General features: G+C 69.7%; 20 protein-coding genes and 1 pseudogene. 18 read left to right on the forward strand and 3 right to left on the reverse strand.

What is annotated here, in order from left to right; genetic code table 11:
* Window positions 1-3: 3 nt before the first annotated feature.
* The 14 genes and pseudogenes from rsmH to lpxC all read left to right on the forward strand — a co-directional run bounded on the left by rsmH (window position 4) and on the right by lpxC (window position 17,128).
* Window positions 4-1,116: a 16S rRNA (cytosine(1402)-N(4))-methyltransferase RsmH gene (gene rsmH, locus SLW52_RS01305; RefSeq protein ID WP_320739603.1), complete on the forward strand. Its 1,113-nt coding sequence runs from the start codon at window positions 4-6 to the stop codon at window positions 1,114-1,116.
* Window positions 1,113-1,376 carry a cell division protein FtsL gene (gene ftsL / locus SLW52_RS01310; RefSeq protein WP_009576670.1) on the forward strand — a complete coding sequence of 88 codons (264 nt, stop codon included), beginning with the start codon at window positions 1,113-1,115 and terminating at the stop codon, window positions 1,374-1,376. Before rsmH ends, ftsL begins: the two co-directional genes overlap by 4 nt.
* Entirely contained in the window at window positions 1,373-3,241 is a 1,869-nt protein-coding gene (locus SLW52_RS01315; RefSeq protein WP_043093186.1) for a penicillin-binding transpeptidase domain-containing protein, read from the forward strand. Before ftsL ends, SLW52_RS01315 begins: the two co-directional genes overlap by 4 nt.
* Window positions 3,238-4,722, forward strand: coding sequence for a UDP-N-acetylmuramoyl-L-alanyl-D-glutamate--2,6-diaminopimelate ligase (locus SLW52_RS01320; protein WP_320739601.1), 1,485 nt, complete (start codon window positions 3,238-3,240; stop codon window positions 4,720-4,722). The genes SLW52_RS01315 and SLW52_RS01320 overlap by 4 nt, the downstream gene beginning before the upstream one ends.
* On the forward strand, window positions 4,719-6,233 hold the full coding sequence (gene murF / locus SLW52_RS01325) for a UDP-N-acetylmuramoyl-tripeptide--D-alanyl-D-alanine ligase (protein ID WP_320739600.1): 1,515 nt from the start codon (window positions 4,719-4,721) through the stop codon (window positions 6,231-6,233). The genes SLW52_RS01320 and murF overlap by 4 nt, the downstream gene beginning before the upstream one ends.
* Window positions 6,223-7,308, forward strand: a complete 1,086-nt coding sequence (gene mraY / locus SLW52_RS01330; RefSeq protein ID WP_010344435.1) for a phospho-N-acetylmuramoyl-pentapeptide-transferase — start codon at window positions 6,223-6,225, stop codon at window positions 7,306-7,308. Before murF ends, mraY begins: the two co-directional genes overlap by 11 nt.
* Window positions 7,308-8,630, forward strand: a complete 1,323-nt coding sequence (gene ftsW, locus SLW52_RS01335; RefSeq protein ID WP_320739598.1) for a putative lipid II flippase FtsW — start codon at window positions 7,308-7,310, stop codon at window positions 8,628-8,630. Before mraY ends, ftsW begins: the two co-directional genes overlap by 1 nt.
* Complete coding sequence (murG, locus tag SLW52_RS01340) at window positions 8,627-9,865, forward strand: undecaprenyldiphospho-muramoylpentapeptide beta-N-acetylglucosaminyltransferase (RefSeq protein ID WP_320739596.1); 1,239 nt, start codon at window positions 8,627-8,629, stop codon at window positions 9,863-9,865. Before ftsW ends, murG begins: the two co-directional genes overlap by 4 nt.
* Complete coding sequence (murC, locus tag SLW52_RS01345; protein ID WP_010340124.1) at window positions 9,862-11,298, forward strand: UDP-N-acetylmuramate--L-alanine ligase; 1,437 nt, start codon at window positions 9,862-9,864, stop codon at window positions 11,296-11,298. Before murG ends, murC begins: the two co-directional genes overlap by 4 nt.
* Window positions 11,295-12,236: a D-alanine--D-alanine ligase gene (locus SLW52_RS01350; RefSeq protein ID WP_267093497.1), complete on the forward strand. Its 942-nt coding sequence runs from the start codon at window positions 11,295-11,297 to the stop codon at window positions 12,234-12,236. The genes murC and SLW52_RS01350 overlap by 4 nt, the downstream gene beginning before the upstream one ends.
* Before the next feature lie 121 nt (window positions 12,237-12,357).
* Window positions 12,358-13,035, forward strand: a pseudogene (locus SLW52_RS01355) (cell division protein FtsQ/DivIB); the annotation flags it as partial.
* Between the two features lie 173 nt (window positions 13,036-13,208).
* Window positions 13,209-14,444 (forward strand): cell division protein FtsA, encoded by a 1,236-nt coding sequence (ftsA, locus tag SLW52_RS01360; RefSeq protein WP_010340121.1) that lies wholly within the window; start codon window positions 13,209-13,211, stop codon window positions 14,442-14,444.
* Window positions 14,445-14,736: 292 nt separating this feature from the next.
* A complete protein-coding gene (gene ftsZ / locus SLW52_RS01365) occupies window positions 14,737-15,963 on the forward strand; it encodes a cell division protein FtsZ (RefSeq protein WP_320739595.1) in 1,227 nt (408 codons plus the stop codon).
* 250 nt (window positions 15,964-16,213) lie between these two features.
* Window positions 16,214-17,128, forward strand: a complete 915-nt coding sequence (gene lpxC, locus SLW52_RS01370) for a UDP-3-O-acyl-N-acetylglucosamine deacetylase (protein WP_010340119.1) — start codon at window positions 16,214-16,216, stop codon at window positions 17,126-17,128.
* A 144-nt stretch (window positions 17,129-17,272) separates the two neighbouring features.
* Here the strand turns inward: lpxC and SLW52_RS01375 are convergent, their stop codons facing one another.
* Window positions 17,273-17,749, reverse strand: coding sequence for a DUF721 domain-containing protein (locus SLW52_RS01375; RefSeq protein WP_010340118.1), 477 nt, complete (start codon window positions 17,747-17,749; stop codon window positions 17,273-17,275).
* Window positions 17,750-17,759: 10 nt separating this feature from the next.
* Between SLW52_RS01375 and SLW52_RS01380 the strand changes: the two genes are divergently transcribed.
* The 4 genes from SLW52_RS01380 to SLW52_RS01395 all read left to right on the forward strand — a co-directional run bounded on the left by SLW52_RS01380 (window position 17,760) and on the right by SLW52_RS01395 (window position 23,536).
* On the forward strand, window positions 17,760-18,707 hold the full coding sequence (locus SLW52_RS01380; protein ID WP_017916714.1) for a M23 family metallopeptidase: 948 nt from the start codon (window positions 17,760-17,762) through the stop codon (window positions 18,705-18,707).
* Window positions 18,708-18,870: 163 nt separating this feature from the next.
* A complete protein-coding gene (gene secA / locus SLW52_RS01385; RefSeq protein WP_017909647.1) occupies window positions 18,871-21,612 on the forward strand; it encodes a preprotein translocase subunit SecA in 2,742 nt (913 codons plus the stop codon).
* Between the two features lie 296 nt (window positions 21,613-21,908).
* On the forward strand, window positions 21,909-22,283 hold the full coding sequence (locus tag SLW52_RS01390) for a VOC family protein (protein ID WP_267100858.1): 375 nt from the start codon (window positions 21,909-21,911) through the stop codon (window positions 22,281-22,283).
* A 290-nt stretch (window positions 22,284-22,573) separates the two neighbouring features.
* The gene (locus SLW52_RS01395; protein WP_320694735.1) at window positions 22,574-23,536 is read left to right on the forward strand and encodes a Nudix family hydrolase; all 963 of its coding nucleotides are present in this window, start codon (window positions 22,574-22,576) and stop codon (window positions 23,534-23,536) included.
* Between the two features lie 435 nt (window positions 23,537-23,971).
* Here SLW52_RS01395 and SLW52_RS01400 read toward each other — a convergent pair whose 3' ends face one another.
* The gene (locus SLW52_RS01400; RefSeq protein ID WP_320694734.1) at window positions 23,972-24,589 is read right to left on the reverse strand and encodes a DUF4124 domain-containing protein; all 618 of its coding nucleotides are present in this window, start codon (window positions 24,587-24,589) and stop codon (window positions 23,972-23,974) included.
* 165 nt (window positions 24,590-24,754) lie between these two features.
* Complete coding sequence (gene metF, locus SLW52_RS01405; protein WP_320694733.1) at window positions 24,755-25,597, reverse strand: methylenetetrahydrofolate reductase [NAD(P)H]; 843 nt, start codon at window positions 25,595-25,597, stop codon at window positions 24,755-24,757.
* Window positions 25,598-25,711: the final 114 nt, after the last annotated feature.

Genomic DNA, 25,711 nt, shown 5'->3' on the forward strand with positions numbered 1-25,711 from the left:
CGGATGCGCGGACAGGCGCAGGCCGGTCACCTCCCGGTGTCGCAACCATCGGCGGCGCATGTGCCGGTGTTGTTCGCGCAGGTCCTGGACGGGCTGCAGGTGATCGAAAACGGAATCTATCTGGATGGCACGTTCGGGCGTGGCGGACACGCGCGCGGGGTGCTGCACAAACTCGGCCCAGGAGGCCGGCTGCTGGTGATGGACAAGGATCCCGAGGCGATCGCCGAAGCCGAACATGCGTTTGGCGGCGACGCGCGCGTGTCCATCTATCGCGGCAGCTTCGCCGAGCTGGGCCAGTGGGACGCCGCCACCGCCCTGGATGGCGTGCTGTTCGACCTCGGCGTGTCCTCGCCGCAGCTGGACGTGGCCGCGCGCGGCTTCTCCTTCGGCAAGGACGGCCCGCTGGACATGCGCATGGACCCGGACGCTGGCGAGAGCGCCGCGCAGTGGCTGGCGCGCGCCGAGGAGCGCGAGATCGCCGACGTGCTGTGGACCTACGGCGAAGAGCGGCAGAGCCGGCGCATCGCCCGCGCCATCGTCGCCCGCCGCGAGAAGCAGCCGCTGACCCGCACCGCCGAACTGGCCGAGCTGATCGCCAGCGTGATGCCGCGCGGCGACAGCAAGACCCATCCGGCTACGCGCAGCTTCCAGGCCATCCGCATCCACATCAATCGCGAACTGGCCGATCTGGAAACCGGCCTGGACGCGGCGCTGGCCCGGCTCAAGCCCGGCGGCCGCCTGGCGGTGATCAGCTTCCACTCGCTGGAAGACCGCATCGTCAAGCAGTTCATGCAGCGCCACGCCAAGGCCCCGCCAAGCAACCGCCGCCTGCCCGAGGCCACCACCTTCGTGCCGACCCTGCGCCTGCACGGCGGCGCGATCAAGGCCGACGCCGACGAACTGGCGGTCAACCCGCGCGCGCGCAGCGCGGTGTTGCGGGTGGCGGAGAAGCTGGGAATCGGGAGTCGGGAATCGGGAATCGGGAAAGGCGAAAGCAAGAGCGCGCTTCCCGGGACGGAAGGTTTCCGTGTGCGGTCGACCGGCTCTTCGCCATTCCCCATTCCCGTTTCCCCATTCCCGCCGGCGCATGGCGCGCTCCACAGGAGCGCCCCATGAGCCGGCTTCTGCTGATCGTGCTGCTCGCCTGCACCATCGCTTCGGCGATCGGGGTGGTGTACATGCGCCATCGCCATCGCCAGTTGTTCGTGGAGCTGTCGCGGCTGGAACACAACCGCGACGAGCTGAACATCGAGTTCGGCCGGCTGCAGCTGGAGCAGGCGACCTGGGCCGAGAGCAACCGCGTCGACCAGGTCGCGCGCGAGAGGTTGGGGATGAAGTTCCCCGAGACCGGCGACATCGTGGTGGTGCGTCCGTGAACAAGAGCGGCCGCAATCGCCCCCGCAGCAACTTCAACCTGCGCGGCCGCCTGGTGCTGGTCGGCGCCGCGCTGGGCCTGTGCTCGGTGACCCTGATCGGCCGCGCGGCCTACGTGCAGCTGATCAACAGCGATTTCTACCAGCGCCAGGGCGAGGCGCGCTACCTGCGCGAGCTGCCGATCGCCACCTCGCGCGGCATGATCACCGACCGCAACGGCGAGCCGCTGGCGGTGTCCACGCCGGTGGAGTCGATCTGGGTCAATCCGCAGGAACTGCTGCGCAGCCCGGACCGCATCCCGCAGCTGGCGCAGGCGCTGGAGCTGCCGGTCGACGAACTCACCGCCAAGCTGTCGCAGAAGGCGGACAAGGAGTTCATGTACCTCAAGCGCCGGATCAATCCGGACAAGGCGCATGCGGTGGTCGCGCTGGGCATCCCCGGCGTGTTCTCGCAGCGCGAATTCCGCCGCTTCTACCCGCAGGGCGAAGCGATGGCGCATGTGCTGGGCTTCACCAACATCGACGACCGTGGCCAGGAAGGGCTGGAGCTGGCGTTCGATTCGTGGCTGCGCGGCAAGCCGGGCGCCAAGCGGGTGATCCGCGACCGCAAGGGCGCGATCGTCGAGAGCATCGACCTGGTCAAGCCGGCGCAGCCGGGCAAGGACCTGACCCTGAGCATCGACCGCCGCATCCAGTTCCTGGCCTACAAGGAACTGCGCAACGCGCTGGTCGAGAACAAGGCCGCCGGCGGCTCGATCGTGATCATGGACGTGGCCACCGGCGAGATCCTGGCCATGGTCAACCTGCCGACCTACAACCCCAATGCGGTCAACGGGGTCAACCCGGACGTGCGCCGCAACCGCGCGGTCACCGATCTGGTCGAGCCGGGCTCGACGATGAAGCCGCTGACCATCTCCACCGCGCTCAAGGCCGGGGTGGTGACCAAGGACACGCTGATCGATACCAACCCCGGCTACATGTCGGTGGGCCGCTTCACCATCAAGGACGTGCCGCGCAACAACGGCGTGCTGACCGTGACCGGGGTGATCACCCGCAGCTCCAACATCGGCGCGGCCAAGATCGCGGCCAAGCTGCCGGACCAGACCTTCTACGACCAGGTCCACAGCTACGGCTACGGCAGTTCCCCGCACAGCGGCTTTCCCGGCGAATCGGCCGGCGTGTTCCCGTCGCCGGCGCGCTGGAGCGGTTCGTCCAAGACCACCATGTCCTACGGCTACGGCCTGTCGGTGACGCCGCTGCAGATCGCCCGCGCCTATTGCGCGCTGGGCAACGGCGGGCGCCTGGTCACGCCGACCTTCGTCAAGGGCCAGCACGAGGACAGCAAGCAGGTGCTGGACCCGGCGATCTCCAAGGAAGTGGTGGCGATGATGGAGACGGTGGTCACCCAGGGCGGCGCCAAGGGCGCGGCGATCCTGGGCTACCACGTCGCCGGCAAGACCGGCACGGCGCGCAAGGCCGGCCCCGGCGGCTACGAGCGCGGCCACTACAACGCGCTGTTCGCGGGCCTGGTGCCGGCGAGCAACCCGCGCTTCGCCACGGTCATCGTCATCAACGACCCGCAGGGCGCCAAGTACTACGGCGGCCTGGTCTCGGCGCCGGTGTTCCACAACGTGATGGAAGGCGCGCTGCGGCTGATGGACGTGCCGCCGGACGACATCCAGTCGTGGCTGGCCGCGCAGGCCGCCGGCAAGAGCGGCCACGCGCCGCCGCCGGCGCCGGTGGAGCCGGATCCGGCGACCGTGCCCGACGCCGCCGCCGAAGTCGATGCCGCGCTGCCCAGCGCGCGCGCGGTGGCGCCGCCGGCGCCGGCCGCGTTGCCGGCTCCGCTGCAGGAGACCCGCCAGTGACCCGCGCGATGTCGCTGTCGCAACTGTTGCCCGGCGTGGCGCTGGCGCACGACGTGCAGGTGTCCGGGCTGGTCATGGACAGTCGCGCGGTGCGCCCGGGCGATGCCTTCGTGGCGATCGCCGGCTTCGGCGCGCATGGCCTGGGCTTCGTCGAGCAGGCGCGCGCCAACGGTGCGGTCGCGGTGCTGTACGACCCGCCGGCCCCGGCCGAACTGCCGGCGCCGGCCGACGCGATCGCGGTGCCGGGCCTGCGCGCGCGCATGGGCGCGATGGCCGACCAGTTCCACGGCCATCCGTCGCAGACCATGACCATGGTCGGGGTCACCGGCACCAACGGCAAGACCTCCACCGTGCAACTGCTTTCGCAGGCCTGGCACCTGCTGGGCACGCGCAGCGGCAGCATCGGCACGCTCGGCGCCGGCCTGTACGGGCAGGTGCAGCCGACCGGCTTCACCACGCCGCTGGTGCTGCCGCTGCACGCGCTGCTGGCGCAGCTGCGCGACGCCGGCGCGCAGGCGGTGGCGATGGAAGTCAGCTCGCACGCGCTCGACCAGGGCCGCGTGGACGCGGTGCATTTCGACGTGGCGGTGTTCACCAATCTCACCCGCGACCATCTCGACTACCACGGCGACATGGCGAGCTACGGCGCGGCCAAGGCGCGCCTGTTCGCCACGCCGGGGCTGAAGTCGGCGGTGGTCAACCTGGACGATGCGTTCGGCCGCGAGCTGCTGGACACGCTGGATCCGGCGCTGCGCCGCATCGCGGTCAGTTCGCGCGGCCAGGACGGCGCCGAGGTGCGCGCCGAGGCGCTGCGCCTGGACGCGCGCGGCATCGGCTTCACCCTGGCGATCGGTGAGGAGCGGCATCCGCTGCAGTCGCCGTTGCTGGGCCGTTTCAACGTCGACAACCTGCTGGCCGTGGCCGGCGCGCTGCACGCGCTGGACGTGGCGCCGGTGCGCATCGCCGCCACCCTGGCGCAGCTGCAGCCGATCCGCGGGCGCATGAACCGGCTCGGCGGCGATGGTGCGCAGCCGCTGGTGGTGGTCGACTACGCGCATACGCCCGACGCGCTGGAACAGGCGCTGCAGAGCCTGCGCGCGCACGCACAGGGCCGCATCACCTGCGTGTTCGGCTGCGGCGGCGAGCGCGACACCGGCAAGCGCCCGCAGATGGCGGCGATCGCCCAGCGCCTGGCCGAGCGCGTGGTGGTCACCGACGACAACCCGCGTGGCGAGGACGGCGACCGCATCGTCGCCGACATCGTGGCCGGCTTCGACGGCATGCAGGCGGTGCAGGTGCAGCGCGACCGCGCGCAGGCGATCGCCATGGCGGTCGCCGACGCCGGCGCCGAGGACATCGTGCTGATCGCCGGCAAGGGCCACGAGCCGTACCAGGAGATCGCCGGCGTGCGCCATCCGTTCGACGACACCGAGGTCGCCGCGCAGGCCCTGCGCGCGCACGCGACGGAGGCGGCCCGATGAAGCGCCTGCCGTTGTCGATGATCGCGCACTGGGCCGGCGCCGAGCTGCACGGCGACGACGTGGCGATCGATGCGATCAGTCACGACACCCGCAGCCTGGCCGCCGGCAGCCTGTACGTGGCGCTGCGCGGCGAGCGTTTCGATGGCCACGCTTTCGTCGCCGACGCCGCCGCGCGCGGCGCCAGCGCGCTGCTGGTGGAGCGCGTGCAGCCGCAGATCGAACTGCCGCAGATCGTCGTCGCCGACACCCAACTGGCGCTGGCGCGGATCGCCGCCGGCATGCAGCGTGGCCGTGCCACCCGCGTAGCCGCGATCACCGGCAGCAATGGCAAGACCAGCGTCAAGGCGCTGCTGCTGGCGATCCTGCAGCATGCCTGCCGCATCGACGGCGGCAGCGTCTACGCCAATCCCGGCAACCGCAACAACGAGATCGGCCTGCCGCTGGCGGTGATCGAGGCGCCGGACGACGCCGACTACGCGATCTACGAGATGGGCGCCGGCAAGCCGGGCGACATCGCCTATCTCACCGACATTGCGCCGCCGCAGGTGTCGCTGGTCAACAACATCGCCGCTGCGCACCTGGAGCGCATGGGCAGCCTGCTCGGCGTGGCGCAGACCAAGGGCGCGATCTACACCGCGCTGCCGGCCGACGGCACCGCGGTGATCAATGCCGACGACGCCTTCGGCCTGTGGTTCGAGCAGCGCCTGGCGAGCGGCGAGGCGCGGCCGCAGGTGCTGCGCTTCGGCCTGCAGCCGGGCGCCGAGGTCGGTGCCGCGCAGATCCGCATGGCCGCCGACCGCACCCAGTTCGTGCTGACCACCCCGCGCGGCGACGTCGAGGCGACGCTGCCGCTGCCGGGTCGGCACAACCTGCAGAACGCCCTGGCCGCCGCCGCGCTGGCGCTGGCACTGGACGTGGCGCCGGCGCGCATCGCCGCCGGCCTGGCGCAGGTGCAGCCGGTGCCGGGCCGGCAGATCACCCACACGCTGCCCAACGGCGCGGTGCTGATCGACGACAGCTACAACGCCAACCCCGGCTCGCTGGCCGCGGCGATCGACGCCCTGGCCGCAGCCGGCGGCGAGCGCTGGCTGGTGCTGGGCGACATGCGCGAACTCGGCGCCGGCGCCGAGGCGCTGCATGCCAGCGGCGGGCGCCGCGCGCGCGATGCCGGGCTGACCCGGCTGTACGCGCTCGGCCCGCTCAGCGCCCACGCTGCGCAGGCGTTCGGCGAGAACGGCCGCGTCTTCGACAGCCATGCGGCGCTGATCGAGGCGCTGCAGCGCGATCTGGCCGCAGTCGCCGGGACCCGGGAACAGCAGGATCAAGAGCAGGAAGTGACGCAGATGCATGAGAACACCGGCGCGCCGTCCGACGGCGCGCTCCCGCGGGTCCCGGGTCCCGGGTCCCGGGCCCCGGCCACGCTCCTCGTCAAGGGCTCGCGCGGCAGCGCCATGGACACCGTGGTGCGTGCGCTGCTGAACCAGGCACAGGAGGCGCCGCATGCTGCTTGAACTCGCCCGCTGGCTGCAGCAGCTCGAAAGCATGTTCGGGCTGTTCGGCTATCTGACCTTCCGCGGCATCCTCGCGGCGCTGACCTCGCTGTTCCTGTCGCTGTGGCTGGGCCCGGCAGTGATCCGCAAGCTGGCGCAGTTCAAGGGCGGCCAGCCGATCCGCCAGGACGGCCCGCAGACCCACTTCTCCAAGGCCGGCACTCCGACCATGGGCGGCTCGCTGATCCTGCTCACCGTGCTGCTGTCGGTGCTGCTGTGGGGCGACCTGCGCAACCGCTACGTGTGGCTGGTGCTGGCGGTGATGCTGGCGTTCGGCGTGATCGGCTGGTACGACGACTGGATCAAGATCGTGCGCCGCGACCCGAACGGGCTGAAGTCGCGCTGGAAGTACCTGCTGCAGTCGATCTTCGGCCTGGCCGCGGGCCTGTTCCTGTACTACACCGCCGACGTGCCGGCGGCGATCACCTTCTACATCCCGATGTTCAAGTCGATCGCGCTGCCGCTGGCCGGGATCAGCTTCGTGGCCATCGCCTACTTCTGGATCGTCGGCTTCTCCAACGCGGTCAACCTGACCGACGGCCTGGACGGCCTGGCGATCATGCCGACCGTGCTGGTGGCTTGCGCGCTGGGCGTGTTCGCCTATGCCTCGGGCAACGCGGTGTTCTCGGCCTACCTGAAGATCCCGACCATCCCCGGCGCCGGCGAGCTGATCATCATCTGCGCGGCGATCGCCGGCGCGGGCCTGGGCTTCCTGTGGTTCAACACCTACCCGGCGATGGTGTTCATGGGCGACATCGGCGCGCTGGCGCTGGGCGCGGTGCTGGGCACCATCGCGGTGATCGTGCGCCAGGAACTGGTGCTGGTGATCATGGGCGGCGTGTTCGTCATCGAGACGCTGTCGGTGATGATCCAGGTCGCCTCGTTCAAGCTCACCGGCAAGCGCGTGTTCCGCATGGCGCCGATCCACCACCACTTCGAGCTGAAGGGCTGGCCGGAGCCGCGGGTGATCGTGCGCTTCTGGATCATTTCGGTGGTGCTGGTGCTGGTCGGCCTGGCCACGTTGAAGGTGCGCTGATGAACGACACCGCCCGCCAAGCGACCCGCCTGGAGGCCATCGGTGGCCGCTACGACCCGTGGCTGCTCGGCGCCGCGGTGGCGCTGGCGTCGCTGGGGGTGGTGATGGTCGGCTCCAGCTCGATCGAGCTGACCACCAGCCCGTTCTACTACCTGAGCCGTCACCTGATGTTCCTGGCCGGCGGTGTCGGCCTGGCGATCTGGGCGATGCGCACCGAGCTGAAGAACATCGAGCAGTACAACCAGTTGCTGCTGCTGGCCTGCTTCGGCCTGCTGCTGGTGGTGTTCGTGCCCGGGCTGGGCAGCACCGTCAACGGCGCGCGGCGCTGGATCAACCTGGGCATCTCGCGTTTCCAGACCGTGGAAGCGGTGAAGGTGCTGTACATCGTGTGGCTGTCCAGCTACCTGGTGCGTTTCCGCGACGAGGTCAACGCGACCTGGCCGGCGATGCTCAAGCCGCTGGGTGTGGCGGTGGCGCTGGTCGGCCTGCTGCTGCTGCAGCCGGACTTCGGTTCCTCCACGCTGCTGCTGGCGATCACCGCCGGCATGCTGGTGCTGGGCGGGGTGAATCTGCCGCGCATGTCGATGCCGATCGTGATCGGCCTGCCGGTGTTCGCCTTCATCGCGATCCTCGAGCCGTACCGCCTGCGCCGCATCACCTCCTTCCTCGATCCGTGGGCCGACCAGCTCGGTTCCGGCTACCAGCTGTCCAACGCGCTGATGGCGGTGGGCCGCGGCGAACTGTTCGGGGTCGGCCTGGGCGGCTCGGTGCAGAAGCTCAACTACCTGCCGGAAGCGCACACCGACTTCATCTTCTCGGTCATCGCCGAGGAACTGGGCTTCGTCGGCGTGTGCCTGATCATCTCGCTGTACGCGCTGCTGGTCGGCCGCGCGTTCTGGCTGGGCATGCGTTGCGTGGAAATGAAGCGCCACTTCTCCGGCTACATCGCCTTCGGCATCGGCCTGTGGATCAGCCTGCAGAGCTTCGTCTCGGTCGGCGTGAACCTGGGCATCCTGCCGACCAAGGGCCTGACCCTGCCGCTGATCTCCGCCGGTGGTTCCAGCGTGCTGATGACCTGCGTGGCGATGGGGCTGCTGCTGCGCGTGTCCTACGAACTCAACCGCGCCGAGCGCCAGGTGGCGCTGGTGCGCAGCGACGCGGCGATGCCGGTCAAGCAGACCGTGGACAACGCCGAGGACCTTCACGCCGCGCGCGAGGCCAGCGCCAGCGCGGTCGCCGCGGCGATCCAGGGCGGCGCCCCGGGGCGCGGCACCAGCCGCATGCAGCCGCGCGTCGAACCCACCTTCGGGAGGCTCGGATGAGCGCGGTGCAGGGCGATCGTCCGGTGATGATCCTCGCCGGCGGCACCGGCGGGCACATCTTCCCCGCGCTGGCCGTGGCCAAGGTGCTCCGCGCGCGCGGCGTGCCGGTGGTGTGGCTGGGCGCGGCCGGGCGCATGGAAACGCGGCTGGTGCCGGAACACGGCATCGAGCTGGACACCATCGAGATCGGTGGGCTGCGCGGCAAGGGCGCGCTGGCCCTGTTCGGCGCGCCGGTGCGGGTGATGCGTGCGGTGCGCGCCGCCGGCTTCGTGCTGCGCCGGCGGGCGCCGCGTGCGGTGATCAGCTTCGGCGGCTTCGCGGCCGGTCCCGGCGGCCTGGCCGCGCGCCTGCTCAAGCTGCCGCTGCTGGTGCACGAACAGAACCGCGCGCCGGGCCTGACCAACAAGGTGCTGGCGCGGGTCGCGCGGCGCGTGCTGACCGGCTTCCCCGGCAGCTTCGCCACGCGCGAGGAAGCGGTGGGCAACCCGGTGCGTGCCGAGATCGCTGCGCTGGCGCCGCCGGCGCAGCGCCTGGCGGGGCGCCACGGCGCGCCGCGGCTGCTGGTGCTGGGCGGCAGCCAGGGCGCGCGCGTACTCAACCAGGCGCTGCCGCAGGCGCTGGCCGCGCTCGGCGTGACCGTGGAAGTGCGCCACCAGTGCGGCGAAGCGCTGCGCGAGGAAGCCGCGCGCGCCTACGCCGACGCCGGCGTCGAAGCCAGCGTTGAAGCCTTCATCGGCGACATGGCCGCCGCCTATGCCTGGGCCGACCTGGTGGTGTGCCGCGCCGGCGCCTCGACCCTGGCCGAACTGTGCGCGGTCGGCATCGGCAGCGTGCTGGTGCCGTTCGCCGCCGCCGTCGACGACCACCAGACCCGCAACGCCGAATACCTGGTCGAGCGCGGCGCCGCCGTGCTGCTGAAGCAGGACGACGCCCTGGCCGGCCACCTGCATCGCGTGCTGCGCGACCTGCTGGCGCAGCCCGCGCAGCGCCTGGCCATGGCCGAGGCCGCGCGCCAGCTGGCCAAGCCGGATGCGGCCGAGCGGATTGCGGACATCGTGCTCGAAGAAGCCGGGAGTCGGGATTCGGGATTGGGGATTGGCAAAAAGCAGGAGCACAAGCAGGACACCATGCAGACACCCGTACAACGTGCAGCGCTGCGGCAACCGACCGCCAGCGACACGAATCCCCAATCCCGAATCCCCAATCCCGGCACCTCCACCGGAGGTGCCCAATGATCCGCCGCCTCCACGACACCGGCGATCTGGTCCGTGCGTTTCCGCGCGTGCACTTCGTCGGCATCGGCGGCACCGGCATGAGCGGTATCGCCGAGGTCATGCTGACCCTGGGCTATGAGGTCTCCGGTTCGGACAACGCCGACAACGCGGCGACCCGGCGCCTGGTCAAGCTCGGTGCGCGGGTGATGCGCGGGCACTCGGCGGCCAATGTGCTCGGTACCGACTGCGTGGTGGTGTCCAGCGCGATCCGCGAGGACAACCCGGAACTGATGGAAGCGCGCAGCCAGCGCATTCCGATCATGCCGCGCGCGGCGATGCTCGCCGAGCTGATGCGCTTCCGCCGCGGCATCGCGGTGGCCGGCACCCACGGCAAGACCACCACCACCAGCCTGGCCGCGGCGGTGCTCAGCGAAGGCGGGCTGGACCCGACCTTCGTGATCGGCGGGCAACTGCTCGCCGCCGGCGCCAACGCCAAGCTCGGTGGCGGCCAGTGGCTGGTGGCCGAGGCCGACGAGAGCGACGGCAGCTTCCTGCGCCTGAACCCGCTGATCTCGGTCATCACCAACATCGATGCCGATCACCTGGAGAACTACGGCAACGACTTCGCCCGGGTCCAGGCCGCGTTCGCCGAGTTCCTGCAGCGCCTGCCGTTCTACGGCCTGGCGGTGCTGTGCATCGACGATCCGGAAGTGGCCGCGCTGGCGGCGAAGACGCCGCGCCATGTGATGAGCTACGGCCTCAGCGAGAACGCCGACGTGCGCGCCGAGGACGTGGTCCAGGACGGCCCGCGCATGCGCTTCACTCTGCGCCTGCCGGAGGGCAGCAGCATCCCTGTGACCCTGGCGCTGCCGGGCCGGCACAACGTGCTCAACGCGCTGGCCGCCGCCGCCATCGGCTGGCAACTGGGCGTGGCGCCGGAGGCGATCGCCAGCGCGTTGCAGAGCTTCGCCGGCATCGGCCGCCGCTTCAACGACCTGGGCGAAGTGACCACCGCCGGCGGCGCGCGCGTGCGCGTGGTCGACGACTACGGCCACCACCCGCGCGAGCTGGCCGCGGTGTTCGCCGCCGCCCGCGGCGGCTGGCCGGACAAGCGCCTGGTAGTCGCGTTCCAGCCGCATCGCTACAGCCGCACCCGCGACCAGTTCGACGCCTTCGCCGCGGTGCTGTCGGAAGTGGACGCGCTGGTGCTCAGCGAGGTCTACCCGGCCGGCGAGGCGCCGATCCCGGGCGCAGACGCACGCTCGCTGGCGCGCGCGATCCGCGCGCGCGGCCGCAGCGAACCGGTGGTGGTCGGCCAGGTCGGCGAACTCGACAGCGTGCTGCCGGACGTGCTGCAGGACGGCGACCTGCTGCTGATGATGGGCGCGGGCGACATCGGCTACGTCGCCCAGCACATCGCCCAGCACGGCTTCGCCGGCGGAGCCGACGCATGAGCGCGCAGACCCTGCCGCCGCCGCGCGTCACCGACCCGGCCGCGTTCGGCCGCGTCGCCGTGCTGCTCGGCGGCACGTCCAGCGAACGCGAGGTGTCGCTGAACTCCGGCGCCAACGTGCTCGAGGCGCTGCGCAGCCGCGGCGTCGACGCGCAGCCGGTGGACGGCATTCCCGCCTTGCTCGAGCGCATCCGCGCCGGCGAAGTCGATCGCGTGTTCAACATCCTGCACGGCGGCGACGGCGAGAACGGCGTGCTGCAGGGGCTGCTGCGTGCGTTGCAGGTGCCGTTCACCGGCCCCGACGTGCTCGGCAGCGCGCTGACCCTGGACAAGATCCGCACCAAGCAGGTGTGGATCGCCGCCGGCCTGCCGACCCCGGGCTTCGCCCGCATCGACGCCCAGGCCGACCTGGCCGCGGCCGCCGCCGCGCTGGGCTACCCGCTGTTCGTCAAGCCGGCCTGCGAAGGCTCCAGCGTCGGCGTGTTCCGCGTGCTGTCCGAGGCCGACCTGGCGCCGGTGCGCGCCTTCGCTGCCGACTACCGCGGCGAACTGCTGATGGAGCAGATGGTGCAGGGCGAGGAATACACCGTCGGCGTCCTCGGCGACGTCGCCCTGCCGTCGATCCGCATCGTCCCCGCCGGCGACTGGTACGACTACCACGCCAAGTACATCGCCGAGGACACCCAGTATCTGTGCCCGGGCATGGACGGCGAGGACGAGACCGAGATCCGCCAACTGGCGCTGCAGGCCTTCGCCGCCGCCGGCTGCAGCGGCTGGGGTCGCGTGGACGTGATGCGCGACCGCGTGCGCGGCCTGCAGCTGATCGAGGTCAACACCGCCCCGGGCATGACCAGCCACTCGCTGGTGCCCAAGGCCGCGGCGCAGCTGGGCGTGGATTTCGCCGGCCTGTGCTGGCGCATCCTGGAGCAGACGCTGTGAAGCCGGGAATCGGAAATCGGGAATCGGGAATGGGCAAGAGCGGTGCCGCGTGCGCGGCCGCTTGTGCCTTGCCCATTCCCCATTCCCGATTCCCCATTCCCGCGCACCCGAAGGTGCGCCGATGAACGCCTCCCTGCGCATCCTCGCCTGGTTGCTGGCGCTGGCCCTGGTCGCGCTGCCGATCGTGGCCGTGCTCAACGGCTGGGTCGGGGCCGAGCGCTGGCCGCTGAGCCGGTTGCAGGTGAGCGGCGATTTCAAGCGCGTGTCCGCCGAGCAGTTGCGCCAGGTGGTGCTGCCGTATGCCCGCCGTGGCTTCTTCGCGGTGCGCCTGCAGGATGCGCAGGACGCGATCGAGCGCTTGCCGTGGGTGGAGAGTGCGCGCGTGCGCAAGCGCTGGCCGGACGTGCTGGAAGTGCGCGTCGTCGAACACCGCCCGTTCGCGCGCTGGGGTGCGGACCGCATGCTGTCCGAGCAGGGCCGCATCTTCGCCCTGCCCAACGAACTGCGCGACGTGGCGCTGCCGCATCTGGCCGGCCCGGACGCCAAGGCCGCCGACGTGGTCGCGCTATACAACACCTCGCGCGCACTGTTCGCCCCGGTCGGCCTGCCGGTGCAGGGCGTTGCCCTGGACGCGCGCGGCAGCTGGTCGCTGGCGCTGGGCAACGGCGTGCAGGTGGTGGTCGGCCGCGACGACGCGCGCGCGCGCCTGGAGCGCTTCGCCCGGGTGCTGCCGCAACTGCTGCAGCCGGGCCAGCCGCCGCTGGCGCGCGCCGATCTGCGCTACACCAACGGATTCACCGTGGCATGGGTACCCGAGAGCAAAGAGCCGAGTAAGGAGCCGGGCAAGGAGAAGAAGCCCGCGGCGCCGGCCCAGCCCGCGCGGCACGCGGCACTGGCCGACCCTCCATCCCATCGCGAGAGCCCGCTCTTCTCCCTTCCCCATTCCCGATTCTCTATTCCCGGCTCCAAGACATGAATCGCAAAGGCGACAAATCCCTCATCGTTGGACTGGACATCGGCACCTCCAAGGTCGTCGCGCTGGTCGGCGAATACTCGCCCGGCAACCCGATCGAGGTGATCGGCATCGGTTCGCACGAATCGCGCGGGCTCAAGCGCGGCGTGGTGGTGGACATCGAATCCACCGTGCAGTCGATCCAGCGCGCGATCGAGGAAGCCGAGCTGATGGCCGGTTGCGAGATCCGCTCGGTGTACGCGTCGATCTCCGGCAACCACGTGCAGTGCAAGAACTCGCCGGGCATCGTGCCGATCCGCGACGGCGAGGTGACCTGGAATGACCTGGACCGCGTGCTGGAAGCGGCCAAGGCGGTGGCGATCCCGGCCGACCAGCGCATCCTCCACGCGATCCCGCGCGAGTACGTGCTGGACGATTCGCAGGAAGGCATCCGCAACCCGGTCGGCATGACCGGCGTGCGCCTGGAGGTGCACGCGCACCTGGTGGTGTGCGCGCAGTCGGCCGCCGCCAACATCAGCAAGTGCGTGCAGCGCTGCGGCCTGCAGGTGGACGACCTGATCCTGTCCTCGCTGGCGTCCTCGGTGGCGGTGCTGACCGCCGACGAGCGCGAGCTGGGCGTGGTGCTGGTGGACATGGGCGCCGGCACCACCGATCTGGCGGTGTTCGTGCAGGGCGCGATCTGCCACACCGCCTCGCTGCCGATCGCCGGCGACCACGTCACCAACGACATCGCGCACATGCTGCGCACGCCGACCCCGGAAGCCGAGCAGATCAAGGTGCGCTACGCCTGCGCGCTGGCGCAGCTGGCCACCGCCGAAGAAAGCATCCAGGTGCCCAGCGTCGGCGACCGCCCGCCGCGGCGCATGCCGCGCCATTCGCTGGCGCAGGCGGTGCAGGGCCGCTACGAGGAAATCTTCGAGATGGTGCAGGCGGAACTGCGCCGCTCCGGCTTCGAGGAACTGGTGCGCGCCGGCATGGTGCTGACCGGCGGCGCCTCGAAGATGGAAGGCGTGGTCGAACTGGCCGAGGAAATGGTGCAGATGCCGGTGCGCGTGGGCATTCCCCAGCACGTCACCGGCCTGGGCGAAGTGGTCGGCAACCCGGTGCACGCCACCGGCGTGGGCCTGCTGCTGATGGGCAGCCAGATCGAACACCCGCGCCGCCCGTCGCTGCCGACCGGCCGCGCCGGCAGTTTGTTCAAGAAATTGAAGAACTGGTATCGCGGCGAGTTTTGAGGGCCGGGAAGGGTGAATCGGGAATTGGGAATGGGTAAGAGCAAAAGCAAAGGCAGTGCGGTGAGATCGGTGGAGAGCGGTGAGAGAAGGTAGGTAGGCGTGGTTTTTTTGCAATTCCGCTGAGGAAAAGGTCCCGGGCTGGAGACGCGCTGTTGCGATTCCCCACTCCCGATTCCCCATTCCCAGCTTCCAAACAACAACACTCGCCGAAATGCGGGTGTCGGGACAGCGAACGGAGCGATCCGATTCCCCATTCCCGATTCCCCATTCACGGCTCAAAGAGGAAACGGACATGGCGCATTTCGAACTGATTGAAAAGATGGCACCCAATGCAGTGATCAAGGTGGTCGGCGTGGGCGGCGGCGGCGGCAACGCGGTCGCGCACATGGTCAGCAGCAGCGTGGACGGCGTGGAGTTCATCACCGCCAACACCGACTCGCAGGCGATCAAGAACTGCGGCGCCAAGCTGCAGCTGCAGCTCGGCACCAACGTCACCAAGGGCCTGGGCGCGGGCGCGAACCCGGAAGTCGGCCGCCAGGCCGCGCTGGAAGACCGCGAGCGCATCATGGACGCGCTGCAGGGCGCGGACATGGTGTTCATCACCGCCGGCATGGGCGGCGGCACCGGCACCGGCGCCGCGCCGGTGGTGGCGCAGCTGGCCAAGGAAATGGGCATCCTGACCGTGGCCGTGGTCACCAAGCCGTTCCCGTTCGAAGGCCGCCGCCGCATGCAGGTGGCGCTGAAGGGCATCGAGGAACTGAGCCAGCACTGCGACTCGCTGATCACCATTCCGAATGAAAAGCTGATCACCGTGCTCGGCCGCAACGCCACCATGATCCAGGCGTTCCGCGCCGCCAACGACGTGCTGCAGGGCGCGGTGCAGGGCATCGCCGACCTGATCGTGCGTCCGGGCCTGATCAACGTCGACTTCGCCGACGTGCGCACCGTGATGTCGGAAATGGGCCTGGCGATGATGGGCACCGGCTCGGCCCGCGGCGACGACCGCGCGCAGGCCGCCGCCGAAGCGGCGATCCAGAACCCGCTGCTGGACGACGTCAACCTCGCCGGCGCCAACGGCATCCTGGTCAACATCACCGCCGGCCCGGACTTCACCATGGCCGAGTTCGACGAGATCGGCCGCACCATCGAAGGCTTCTCCTCCGAGGACGCCACCGTGGTGGTCGGCACCGTGCTGGATCCGGACATGCAGGACGAAGTGCGCGTGACCGTGGTCGCCACCGGCCTGAACCGCGCGGTGTCGCGCCAGTCGCAGCGTCCGGAGCAGCGCGCGCCGATCAAGCTGGTGCGCAACGCCACCACCGGCCAGCCGGAGTTCGGCGACTTCGAGCATGGCGGCGACGCCGTGTCCAAGGCGGTCGGCGGTGCGATGGGCCTGGGCCTGCGCCGTCCCAGCGGCGAGTCGATGAGCACCGCGCCGTCCGCCCCGGCACCGGCCGCGGCCGACCTGCCGAGCGACTACCTGGACATCCCGGCGTTCCTGCGCCGTCAGGCCGACTGAGGTCTGCATCATCGGCCGGCGCGCGCCGGCCCGCAACACCGCCGTCCAGGAGCGCCTCCCTGGCCGGCGCGCCGTGTCCCTTGCTGCCGGGTCCCCCCGACCCGGCAGGTTTTTGCGACCGCGACGCCGGCACGGGCCAGCGTTGCACCGATGGGATGCTGTGACCGCTTTGTTAAAATTTAGCTAAACGCGTGATATTCTCGTTGTCTGTTCAGTTCCCGTGCGAACAGACGTTCCCAGACTGTCTGCCATGACCCAGCAACGCACCCTCAAGAACACGATCCGCGCCACCGGCGTGGGCCTGCACAGCGGCGACAAGGTCTACATGACCCTGCGCCCCGCACCGGCCGACCACGGCATCGTGTTCCGACGCGTGGACCTGGATCCGGCGGTCGACGTGCCTGCCGATGCCGAGCTGGTCACCGAGACCACGCTGTGCACCGGCCTGAGCCGCGGCCAGGCCAAGATCCAGACGGTGGAGCACCTGATGTCGGCGATGGCCGGCCTCGGCGTGGACAACGCCATCGTCGAACTGTCCTCGGCCGAACTGCCGATCATGGACGGCTCGGCCGGTCCGTTCGTGTTCCTGCTGCAGTCGGCGGGCATCGTCGAGCAGGACAAGGCCAAGCGCTTCATCCGCATCAAGCGCGAAGTGGAAGTGCGCGACGGCGACAAGATCGCCCGTTTCGTGCCCTACGACGGCGGCTACAAGCTCGGCTTCACCATCCAGTTCGACCACCCGATGATCCCGGCCAAGCAGTCGCGCCAGGAGATCGAGTTCTCGACGATGGCCTACATCAAGGAAATCTCCCGCGCGCGCACCTTCGGCTTCATGCGCGACCTGGAGTACATGCGCGAGCGCAATCTCGGCCTGGGCGGTTCGATGGACAACGCCATCGTGCTCGACGAGTTCCGCGTGCTCAACGACGACGGCCTGCGCTACGCCGACGAGTTCGTGCGCCACAAGATCCTCGATGCGATCGGCGACCTGTACCTGGCCGGCGGTGCCATCCTCGGCGCCTACGAGGGCTACAAGTCCGGCCACGCACTGAACAACAAGCTGGTCCGCGCCCTGCTCGCCGAACAGGCGGCGTGGGAGTGGGTCAGCTTCGAATCCGCCGCGCAGCAGGCGCCGGTGGCTTACGGGGCGGCGGCTTACGCCTGAACCGTTCAACCCGGTGACGGTCAGGTGGGTATCACGGAATCGGCAATCGGCCGTTCCTTCTTCTCCCCTTAACGCCGATTTAACGAATCGGTAACGACCTCGCGCCCGACGCCCGCTAGGATGCGTCGGTCGCGGCGTGCGTGTCTACGTACGTCGACGGCCACGGTCGGAGCCCGTGGTCGCATCGGGCGTCGCGGAGACGACGTCCTGCAGGGAAGCCAGGGCCTCGCGCAACCCCTTGTGCGTGGCCGCAGAAACCGGAGCCGGCGTGCTTCTTGCCTGCTGCATTGGGGAATGCGCGGGCGCAGTCGCAGTCTTGACGGTCACTTTGGTGGCTTTCAGCCCGAGGGAACGGGCCGCAGCAAGGATGTCGGCCTCGGCCAGCCTGACCCGGGCGTGCCAGACCGGAGACTCAACGAGAAAAACGAGCTGTTCGCCGTTCACATTGGCCAACCGACACCGGGAGGCCAGGTTCGGCGGCAGATGGGGGCGTAACTGCCGGTCCAGCGCGTCGAGCCACAGGGCGCGGCGCAACGGGTCGCCCGCCTTGTCCGCCAGTGCGGCGTCCAGCGCCGGCTGTGGCGTGGCGGTATGGCCTTCGCCGGACTTTCGCTTAGACATGAAAACTCATATGACGTTCAAGAAGATCGTAATCCGTTCCAGTGAAAAGGGGGTCAAGACGTTGCCGTGGCGATTGCGCGAATTCGCCGATCGTCGCCCCCTCGCCGCGCTCGGTGCGGTGCTCGGCCTCGGCATGGTACTCGGCATCGGCGTCAGCGCCGCAGCCGGATGGGGTGGTTCGGCGCAGATGCGCGCCAAGCTCGAGCGGCAGGACCAGGAACTGGCGCAGGTGCGCCGCGACGCGCAGACCCAGGTCAACGCCCTGGCGGCGCGGCTGGGCGAACTGCAGGCGCAGGCGACCCGGCTCAACGCACTCGGCGATCGCCTGACCCGCATGGGCAAGCTGCAGGACGGCGAGTTCGATTTCGACCAGCCGGTCGGCGTCGGTGGCGGCGACGACGAGCCCAGCCACGACATGCCCGCGCAGCAGCTCGGCAAGGAACTGGACGGGCTGCAGCAGCAGTTCGCCACCTCCGGCCAGCAGCTGTCGGTGCTGGAATCGCTGCTGTTCGACCACCAGCTGGACCAGAACGCGGTGCCTTCGCGGATGCCGATCCGCAACAGCTACATCACCTCGGCCTTCGGCGGCCGCGCCGATCCGTTCGGCCGCGGCACCGGCAATCACAAGGGCATCGACTTCCACGCCAACGTCGGCGATCCGGTGCTGGCGGTGGCCGACGGCGTGGTCAGCTACGCCGGCGTGCGCGGCGGCTACGGCAATGTGGTCGAGGTCGACCACGGCAACGGCTATGTCACCCGCTACGCGCACAATTCGCGGCTGTCGGTGAAGGTCGGCGACCTGGTGCGGGTCGGCCAGGAAGTGGCCAAGGCCGGCTCCACCGGCCGTTCCACCGGTGCCCACGTGCACTTCGAGGTGTGGAAGGACGGGGTGGTGGTGAACCCGGCCAAGTTCCTCGGCGATGGCGCCATTCCGGTGGGTCGCCGCGGCCGCGGCTGAGCCTTGCGGGGGCTGGCGTGCCGGCGCTTGAATCGCCGGGCGCCGCCCCAAGCTACAATGTGCTTTGCCATCGACAGGGCGCCTCGCGCCCTGTTTCGTTTGCGGCCCGTCGATTCCCTGGGGATCGGGCCGTCGAGGCGTTCCTTTCCAACCGGTTCCTTCAATGATCAACAGTCTGCTTACTCGCGTTTTCGGTAGCCGCAACGAGCGCCAACTGCGCCAGCTCCACCGTATCGTCGCCAAGATCAATGCGCTGGAGCCGGAGATGGAGCAGCTCTCCGACGAGCAGCTGCAGGCCAAGACCCCGGAACTGCGTGGCCGCATCGCCGGCGGCGAGACCCTGGACAAGGTGCTGCCGGAGGCGTTCGCGGTGTGCCGCGAGGCCAGCCGACGCGTGCTGGGCATGCGCCACTACGACGTGCAGTTGATCGGCGGCATGGTCCTGCACCTGGGCAAGATCGCGGAAATGCGCACCGGCGAGGGCAAGACCCTGGTCGCGACGCTGCCGGTGTACCTCAACGCGCTGGAAGACAAGGGCGTGCACGTGGTCACCGTCAACGACTACCTGGCGCGCCGCGACGCCGCGCAGATGGGCAAGCTGTACAACTGGCTGGGCCTGAGCGTGGGCGTGGTGTACCCGGGCATGCCGCACAGCGACAAGCACGCCGCCTACGCCGCCGACATCACCTACGGCACCAACAACGAATTCGGCTTCGACTACCTGCGCGACAACATGGCGCTGTCCAAGGCCGACCGCTTCCAGCGCGGCCTTAACTACGCCATCGTCGACGAGGTCGACTCGATCCTGATCGACGAAGCGCGCACCCCGCTGATCATCTCCGGCCCGGCCGACGAATCGCCGGAGCTGTACATCCGCGTCAACCGCATCGTGCCGCAGCTGGTCAAGCAGGAGTCGGAAGAGGGCGAGGGCGACTTCTGGGTCGACGAGAAGGGCAAGCAGGTGCACCTGTCCGAAGCGGGCATGGAGCACGCCGAAGAACTGCTGCGCGCCGCCGGCATCCTCACCGACGAGGAAGACCGCCTGTACGGCGCGCAGAACCTGAGCGTGGTCCACCACCTCAATGCGGCGCTGCGTGCGCACGCGATCTACCAGCGCGACGTCGACTACATCGTGCGCGACGGCGAGGTAGTGATCGTCGACGAGTTCACCGGCCGCACCCTGCCGGGCCGCCGTTGGTCCGACGGCCTGCACCAGGCGGTGGAAGCGAAGGAAGGCGTGCCGGTGCAGCGCGAGAACCAGACGCTGGCCAGCATCACCTTCCAGAACCTGTTCCGCATGTACAAGAAGCTGTCCGGCATGACCGGTACGGCCGATACCGAAGCCTACGAGTTCCAGAGCATCTACGGCCTGGAAGTGGTGGTGATCCCGACCAACCGCCCGACCATCCGCAAGGACTGGCCGGACCAGGTGTTCCTCAACCGCCAGGGCAAGTTCAACGCGGTGCTGGCCGACATCGAGGACTGCGCCAAGCGCGGCCAGCCGGTGCTGGTCGGTACCACCTCGATCGAGACCTCGGAGATGCTGTCCGAGCACCTGCGCAAGGCCGGCGTGAAGCACGAAGTGCTCAACGCCAAGCAGCACGAGCGCGAAGCGCAGATCGTCGCCAACGCCGGCCAGCCGGGCGCGGTGACCATCGCCACCAACATGGCCGGCCGCGGTACCGACATCGTGCTCGGCGGCTCGCTGGAAGCCGAACTGCACGCGCTGGGCGAGGAGCTTGACGACGCGACGCGCGCGCGTCTGAAGGCGGCCTGGCAGGAGCGCCACGACGCGGTCAAGGCCGCCGGCGGCCTGCACATCATCGGTACCGAGCGCCACGAGTCGCGGCGTATCGACAACCAGCTGCGCGGCCGTTCCGGCCGCCAGGGCGACCCGGGTTCCTCGCGGTTCTACCTGTCGCTGGAAGACAACCTGATGCGCATCTTCGCCTCCGACTGGGTGCAGAAGGCGATGCGCATGATGGGCATGAAGGAAGACGACGTCATCGAGGACAAGCTGGTCAGCCGGCAGATCGAGAAGGCGCAGCGCAAGGTCGAGGCGCACAACTTCGACATCCGCAAGAACCTGCTCGACTTCGACGACGTCAACAACGACCAGCGCAAGGTGATCTACGCCCAGCGCGACGAACTGCTGGACGCCGAGTCGGTCAAGGAGAACGTCGACGGCATCCGCGACGACGTGATCTACGACATCGTGTCGCGCTTCGTGCCGCCGAACTCGGTGGACGACCAGTGGGACCTGCCGGGCCTGGAAGCCACGCTGGCCAGCGAACTCGGCCTGTCGCTGTCGATCACCGACCTGGTCAAGCGCCACGAGGAACTGGACGCGGACGGTATCGTCGAGAAGGTGCGCGAGGAAGTGGACCGCCATTTCCGCGAGAAGGAATCGGCGATCGGCGGCGAGACCATGCGCGCGCTGGAGAAGCACGTGATGCTCACCGTGCTCGACCAGAGCTGGAAGGAGCATCTGGCGCGCATGGACTACCTGCGCCAGGGCATCCACCTGCGCGGTTATGCGCAGAAGCAGCCCAAGCAGGAATACAAGAAGGAAGCGTTCGAGCTGTTCTCGGAGATGCTGGAGCACGCCAAGCGCGAAGTGGTCACCCTGCTGGCGCGGGTGCGCATCCGCAGCGAGGAGGAAGTGGCCGCGCTCGAAGCGCAGGAGCGCCAGCAGGTGGAGGCGCAGTTGCGCCAGGCCCAGTTCCAGCACCAGGACGCCGGCGGTTACGGCGCCGACGAGGAAGCCGAGCAGGTGCAGCGCGGCGAGGCGGGAGCGCCGACCGTGGCGCAGGTGACCCGCGAAGCGCCGAAGGTCGGCCGCAACGATCCGTGCCCTTGCGGCAGCGGCAAGAAGTACAAGCACTGCCACGGCCAGCTGAGCTGAGCCTGGCGTTGCGCGGACCGCTGCGCAAGCGCGCGGCGGTCCCGCATTCGGCGTCGCACGCTGTGGGTGCCGGTGCGCCGGCCATCACATCCGCACACCAGCCGGTGCACTTCCTTCGGCGAAGGAGTGAGCGACGGATGCAGGTGCTGGGTCGATCACACATTTGCGAATAGCCCCGCCTTGCGCGGGGCATTCTGTTTTTGGGAAGGGCTTGGATCGATGCGCTTGCCGACGTGGCGTATCGTGCGTGCGGCGCGTAGGCTGGCCGATGTCGCCATTGCCTCTGTAGGCCTGCCGTGGAGCCTTCGCCCAGCCTGGAACTGAAGGTCTTCGTGCCGGCGCAGGATCTCGCGCTGTCTGCGCGGTTCTATGCCGACGTAGGCTTCGCGCCCGAGCCGCTCGGCGACGGCCTGATCTGCTTCCGCCATGGCGACCGTTGCGCGTTCCTGCTGCAGGATTTCTACCACGCGGGCCTGGCGCGCAACCTCGTGCTGCATCTGTGGGTGGAGGACGCCGATGCCTGGTGGCGGCGGCTGCATGCAGCCGACCTGGCGGGCCGTTACGGCGCGCGCCTGGGCGAGCCCGAGGACCGTCCCTGGGGCATGCGCGACTTCACCCTGCACGACCCCGGTGGCGTGCTGTGGCGGATCGGCCACAGCCTGGGCGCCTGAGCGGGCGGCGGTGGTGGAAGTGCGGCAATCACCGCCATGCGCGCCGCCGCAGCGCGTTGCGCGGCGCGCGCCGGGCAGCGTTGCAGGCGGACCAGCGCCCACTCACGGCCATTTCCGATGACGCTCTGGCGTTGGTGCGGTAGGCGCCTGCCGTCATTGGCGCGCCGCCAAAAAGACCATCGCCTGGGGACTGCCTGGCTGCGTGGGCGTCGCTGCCCTCCACAGCCGATCGGCGCCAATGTGACCCTGGTTGATTGCGTTGGCGCTGCCGGAAACGGCAAGCTTGCGCCATGTCCGAACCGCTCAGATCCATTCATGTCGTCGCCGGCGTCATCACCGATGCGCGTGGCCGTATCCTGCTGACCCGCCGCACCGAGGGCCGCGACCTCGCCGGGCTGTGGGAATTCCCTGGCGGCAAGCGCGAACCCGGCGAGACCTCGGAGCAGGCGCTGGTGCGCGAGTTGCAGGAGGAACTGGGCATCGAGGCCGTCGTCGGCGAGTGGCTGATGGAAGTGCCGCAACGCTACCCGGACAAGCGGCTGCGCCTGGAAGTGCGCCAGGTGGCGGCGTGGAAGGGCACGCCGCGCGGCCGCGAGGGCCAGGCGCTGACCTGGGTGAGCGCCGACAAGCTGGGTCGCTACGCGATGCCGCCGGCCGACCAGCCGGTGGTGGCGATGCTGCGCCAGCCCGCCTGCTACCTGGTGACGCCGGAGCCGGCCGAGCCGGGTCCCTGGTTGGCGGCGCTGGAGCGCGCGCTGGACGCCGGCGTGCGCCGCGTGCAGTTGCGTGCGCGCAGCCTGCCGGCCGAGCAGTGGGCGCCGCTGGCGCGGACCGCGGCGACGCTGTGCGCGACGCGTGGCGCGCAGGTGCTGCTCAACCGCGACGTGGCGCTGGCACAGGAACTGGGTGTCGGCGTGCACCTGGGCGCGGAGCAGCTGCCGCAGTGGCAGGCGCGCCCGTTGCCGGCCGGGCAGGCCGTGGCGGCGTCCTGTCATACCGTCGAAGAATTGCAGGCGGCGCAGCGCATCGGCTGCGATTTCGCGGTGGTCGGGCCGCTGGCCCCCACCGCCAGCCACCCAGGCGCCGCGCCGCTGGGCTGGGAGGCGTTCGAGCGCCTGCGCGAGCAGGTCGCCCTGCCGATCTATCCGATCGGCGGCCTGGCGTCGACGCAAGTCGCCGAGGCGCGCCGCCATGGCGGCCAGGGCATCGCCGCGATCCGCGGGCTGTGGCTGCTGGCGGCCGATGTGGCGTGAGTGGGGCGACAGCAACCGCTCCCTGGTCAACTGTCATGCAGCCGCGAAACGCGAAGTGGCGTGCTTCCGATGGCGCAATGCGTCGGGACTGAAGTCCCTCCCACAGTGATCCTCCAACGAGGCCGGTGCCGCTCCTGCACGAGAGTAGGGGGGTGCGTACGGGATGCCGCTGTTGCGATTCCCCAATACCCATTCCCGAATCCCGGCTCCTCAGAAGAAGTGGCGTGCTTTCCGATGGCGCAATGCGTCGGGACTGAAGTCCCTCCCACCGTGATCCTCCAACGAGGGCGGTGCCGCATCCGTTGGAGCGGCTTCAGCCGCGACAGCGGATCTCCGACCGGTCGCGGCTGAAGCCGCTCCTGCGCGAGAGTAGGGTGGTGCGTACGGGATGCCGCTGTTGCGATTCCCCAATCCCCATTCCCCATTCCCGGCTTCTCAGAAACTGATCCAGAAGCAGTCGTACTGCCTGCGCAGGTCCAGCACGGTGGAGGCGGGGGTGATGCTGCCGGCGAGGGTCTGCTGCAGGCGCAGGCCGGTCGGATGCGGGCGCGATGGTGCCTCGCCACCGTCGGCCTCCGCCGCGGCCGACGTGGCCGTTGTCGCGGACGCGGCTGTCGACGACGTGCCGGCTGCGGGAGCGGTCGTCCCGCCGGTGTCCGGCAACACCGGCACGATCGCCACCAAGGGGCGGCGCACGATCGCCTCCAGACGGTCGAAGATGCGTTGCGCGCCGTCGTCGGAAACGCCGTTCCACCAGTACAGCGCCGATAGCCGATTGACGTCGCGGGCGTCCACGGCGCTGCGGATCTGCTGGACCAGCACACTGAGCCGGCGCACGCACTGCGGCGGCGCCAGGCCGCGAGCGGCGCTGCCGACATTGCCGGGCGCCGCCGGTGGCGGTAGCCGGTCGATCGCGCCGACGTCCTCGCAGCGGCGATCGCTGAACACGGTGGTGCCGTCGGGCCCGCTGCAGCGGTTCACCCGCTGCGCCATGGCAGGCGGGGCGAACACGCATAGGCACAGGAGCAGCAATATCGGCGGAAGGGCGCGCATCGGCGCAGCGTAGCCGCAGCCGGTGTGACCGCGGAGCGAATGCCTTACGAGCGCTCGGATTCGGGATTGGAGATTGGGGATTCGCCAAAGCGAGGCCGCGCGCCGCTGTTACCAATCTCCAATCCCGAATCCCCAATCCCGGCGTTCGGCCAGCGGCCGCGACACTCAGCCGGCGACGACGGCTGAGGGCAGACGTGCCAGGACGCTGGTGGTGGGCTTGGCCAGGTTGAGCGTATAGAAATGCAGCCCGGGGGCGCCGCCGTCGACCAGGCGTTGGCACAAGGTGGCGACCACGTCGGCGCCGAACTCGCGAATGGCCTCGGCATCGTCGCCGTAGGCCTGCATGCGCTTGCCGATCCAGCGCGGGATTTCCGCGCCGCACTGCTCGGAGAAACGCCGCAGCTGACTGAAGTTGGAGATCGGCATGATGCCGGGCACGATCGGGATCTGCACGCCGAGCTTGCGGACTGCGTCGACGAAGTGGAAGTAGGCGTCGGCGTTGTAGAAGTACTGGGTGATGGCGGCATCGGCGCCGGCATCGACCTTGGCCTTGAAGTGGCGCAGGTCGCTGAGCGCATCGTGGGCCTGCGGGTGCGTCTCCGGATACGCGCCCACTTCCAGATGGAAGGCGTCGCCGTGCTCGGCGCGGATGAAGGCGATCAGGTCGGCGGCATAGCGCAGGTCGCCCGGGTGGCCCATGCCCGACGGCAGGTCGCCACGCAGCGCGACCAGGCGGCGGCAGCCGATGGCGCGGTACAGCTTGAGCAGCTCGCGGATCTCCTCGCGGCTGCCGCCCACGCAGGACAGATGCGGCGCGGCCTCGAAACGGTGGTGCTGCTTGAGGTGGCGCACGGTCTCGGAGGTGTAGCTAAGGGTCGAGCCGCCGGCGCCGAAGGTGCAGGAGACGTACTCCGGGGCATAGGCCTTGAGCCGCGCGGCGGTGCGGTCGAGCTGCGCGCGCTGTTCGTCGGTCTTGGGCGGATAGAACTCGAAGCTGATGGCGGTCATGGGCGCAACGCAGCGGGCGGTGTGGCGAGTATATCTCTTCATCCGGATGGATGTGCAAGAGGTCGCGGTCGCGCGATCGCCGCGTCGCCCGGGGGCGGCGACGCGCTCCCCGCG

This window comes from Xanthomonas sp. LF02-5 (genome assembly GCF_034105325.1).
GTDB lineage: Bacteria > Pseudomonadota > Gammaproteobacteria > Xanthomonadales > Xanthomonadaceae > Xanthomonas_A > Xanthomonas_A sontii.

Bases quoted from the DNA above. Each gene is read 5' to 3' on its own strand.
- rsmH (WP_320739603.1), top strand. From the start codon at position 4: ATGCGCGGACAGGCGCAGGCCGGTCACCTCCCGGTGTCGCAACCATCG.
- ftsL (WP_009576670.1), top strand. From the start codon at position 1,113: ATGAGCCGGCTTCTGCTGATCGTGCTGCTCGCCTGCACCATCGCTTCG.
- murF (WP_320739600.1), top strand. From the start codon at position 4,719: ATGAAGCGCCTGCCGTTGTCGATGATCGCGCACTGGGCCGGCGCCGAG.
- mraY (WP_010344435.1), top strand. From the start codon at position 6,223: ATGCTGCTTGAACTCGCCCGCTGGCTGCAGCAGCTCGAAAGCATGTTC.
- ftsW (WP_320739598.1), top strand. From the start codon at position 7,308: ATGAACGACACCGCCCGCCAAGCGACCCGCCTGGAGGCCATCGGTGGC.
- murG (WP_320739596.1), top strand. From the start codon at position 8,627: ATGAGCGCGGTGCAGGGCGATCGTCCGGTGATGATCCTCGCCGGCGGC.
- murC (WP_010340124.1), top strand. From the start codon at position 9,862: ATGATCCGCCGCCTCCACGACACCGGCGATCTGGTCCGTGCGTTTCCG.
- SLW52_RS01350 (WP_267093497.1), top strand. From the start codon at position 11,295: ATGAGCGCGCAGACCCTGCCGCCGCCGCGCGTCACCGACCCGGCCGCG.
- ftsA (WP_010340121.1), top strand. From the start codon at position 13,209: ATGAATCGCAAAGGCGACAAATCCCTCATCGTTGGACTGGACATCGGC.
- ftsZ (WP_320739595.1), top strand. From the start codon at position 14,737: ATGGCGCATTTCGAACTGATTGAAAAGATGGCACCCAATGCAGTGATC.
- lpxC (WP_010340119.1), top strand. From the start codon at position 16,214: ATGACCCAGCAACGCACCCTCAAGAACACGATCCGCGCCACCGGCGTG.
- SLW52_RS01375 (WP_010340118.1), bottom strand. From the start codon at position 17,749: ATGTCTAAGCGAAAGTCCGGCGAAGGCCATACCGCCACGCCACAGCCG.
- SLW52_RS01380 (WP_017916714.1), top strand. From the start codon at position 17,760: ATGACGTTCAAGAAGATCGTAATCCGTTCCAGTGAAAAGGGGGTCAAG.
- secA (WP_017909647.1), top strand. From the start codon at position 18,871: ATGATCAACAGTCTGCTTACTCGCGTTTTCGGTAGCCGCAACGAGCGC.
- SLW52_RS01395 (WP_320694735.1), top strand. From the start codon at position 22,574: ATGTCCGAACCGCTCAGATCCATTCATGTCGTCGCCGGCGTCATCACC.
- SLW52_RS01400 (WP_320694734.1), bottom strand. From the start codon at position 24,589: ATGCGCGCCCTTCCGCCGATATTGCTGCTCCTGTGCCTATGCGTGTTC.
- metF (WP_320694733.1), bottom strand. From the start codon at position 25,597: ATGACCGCCATCAGCTTCGAGTTCTATCCGCCCAAGACCGACGAACAG.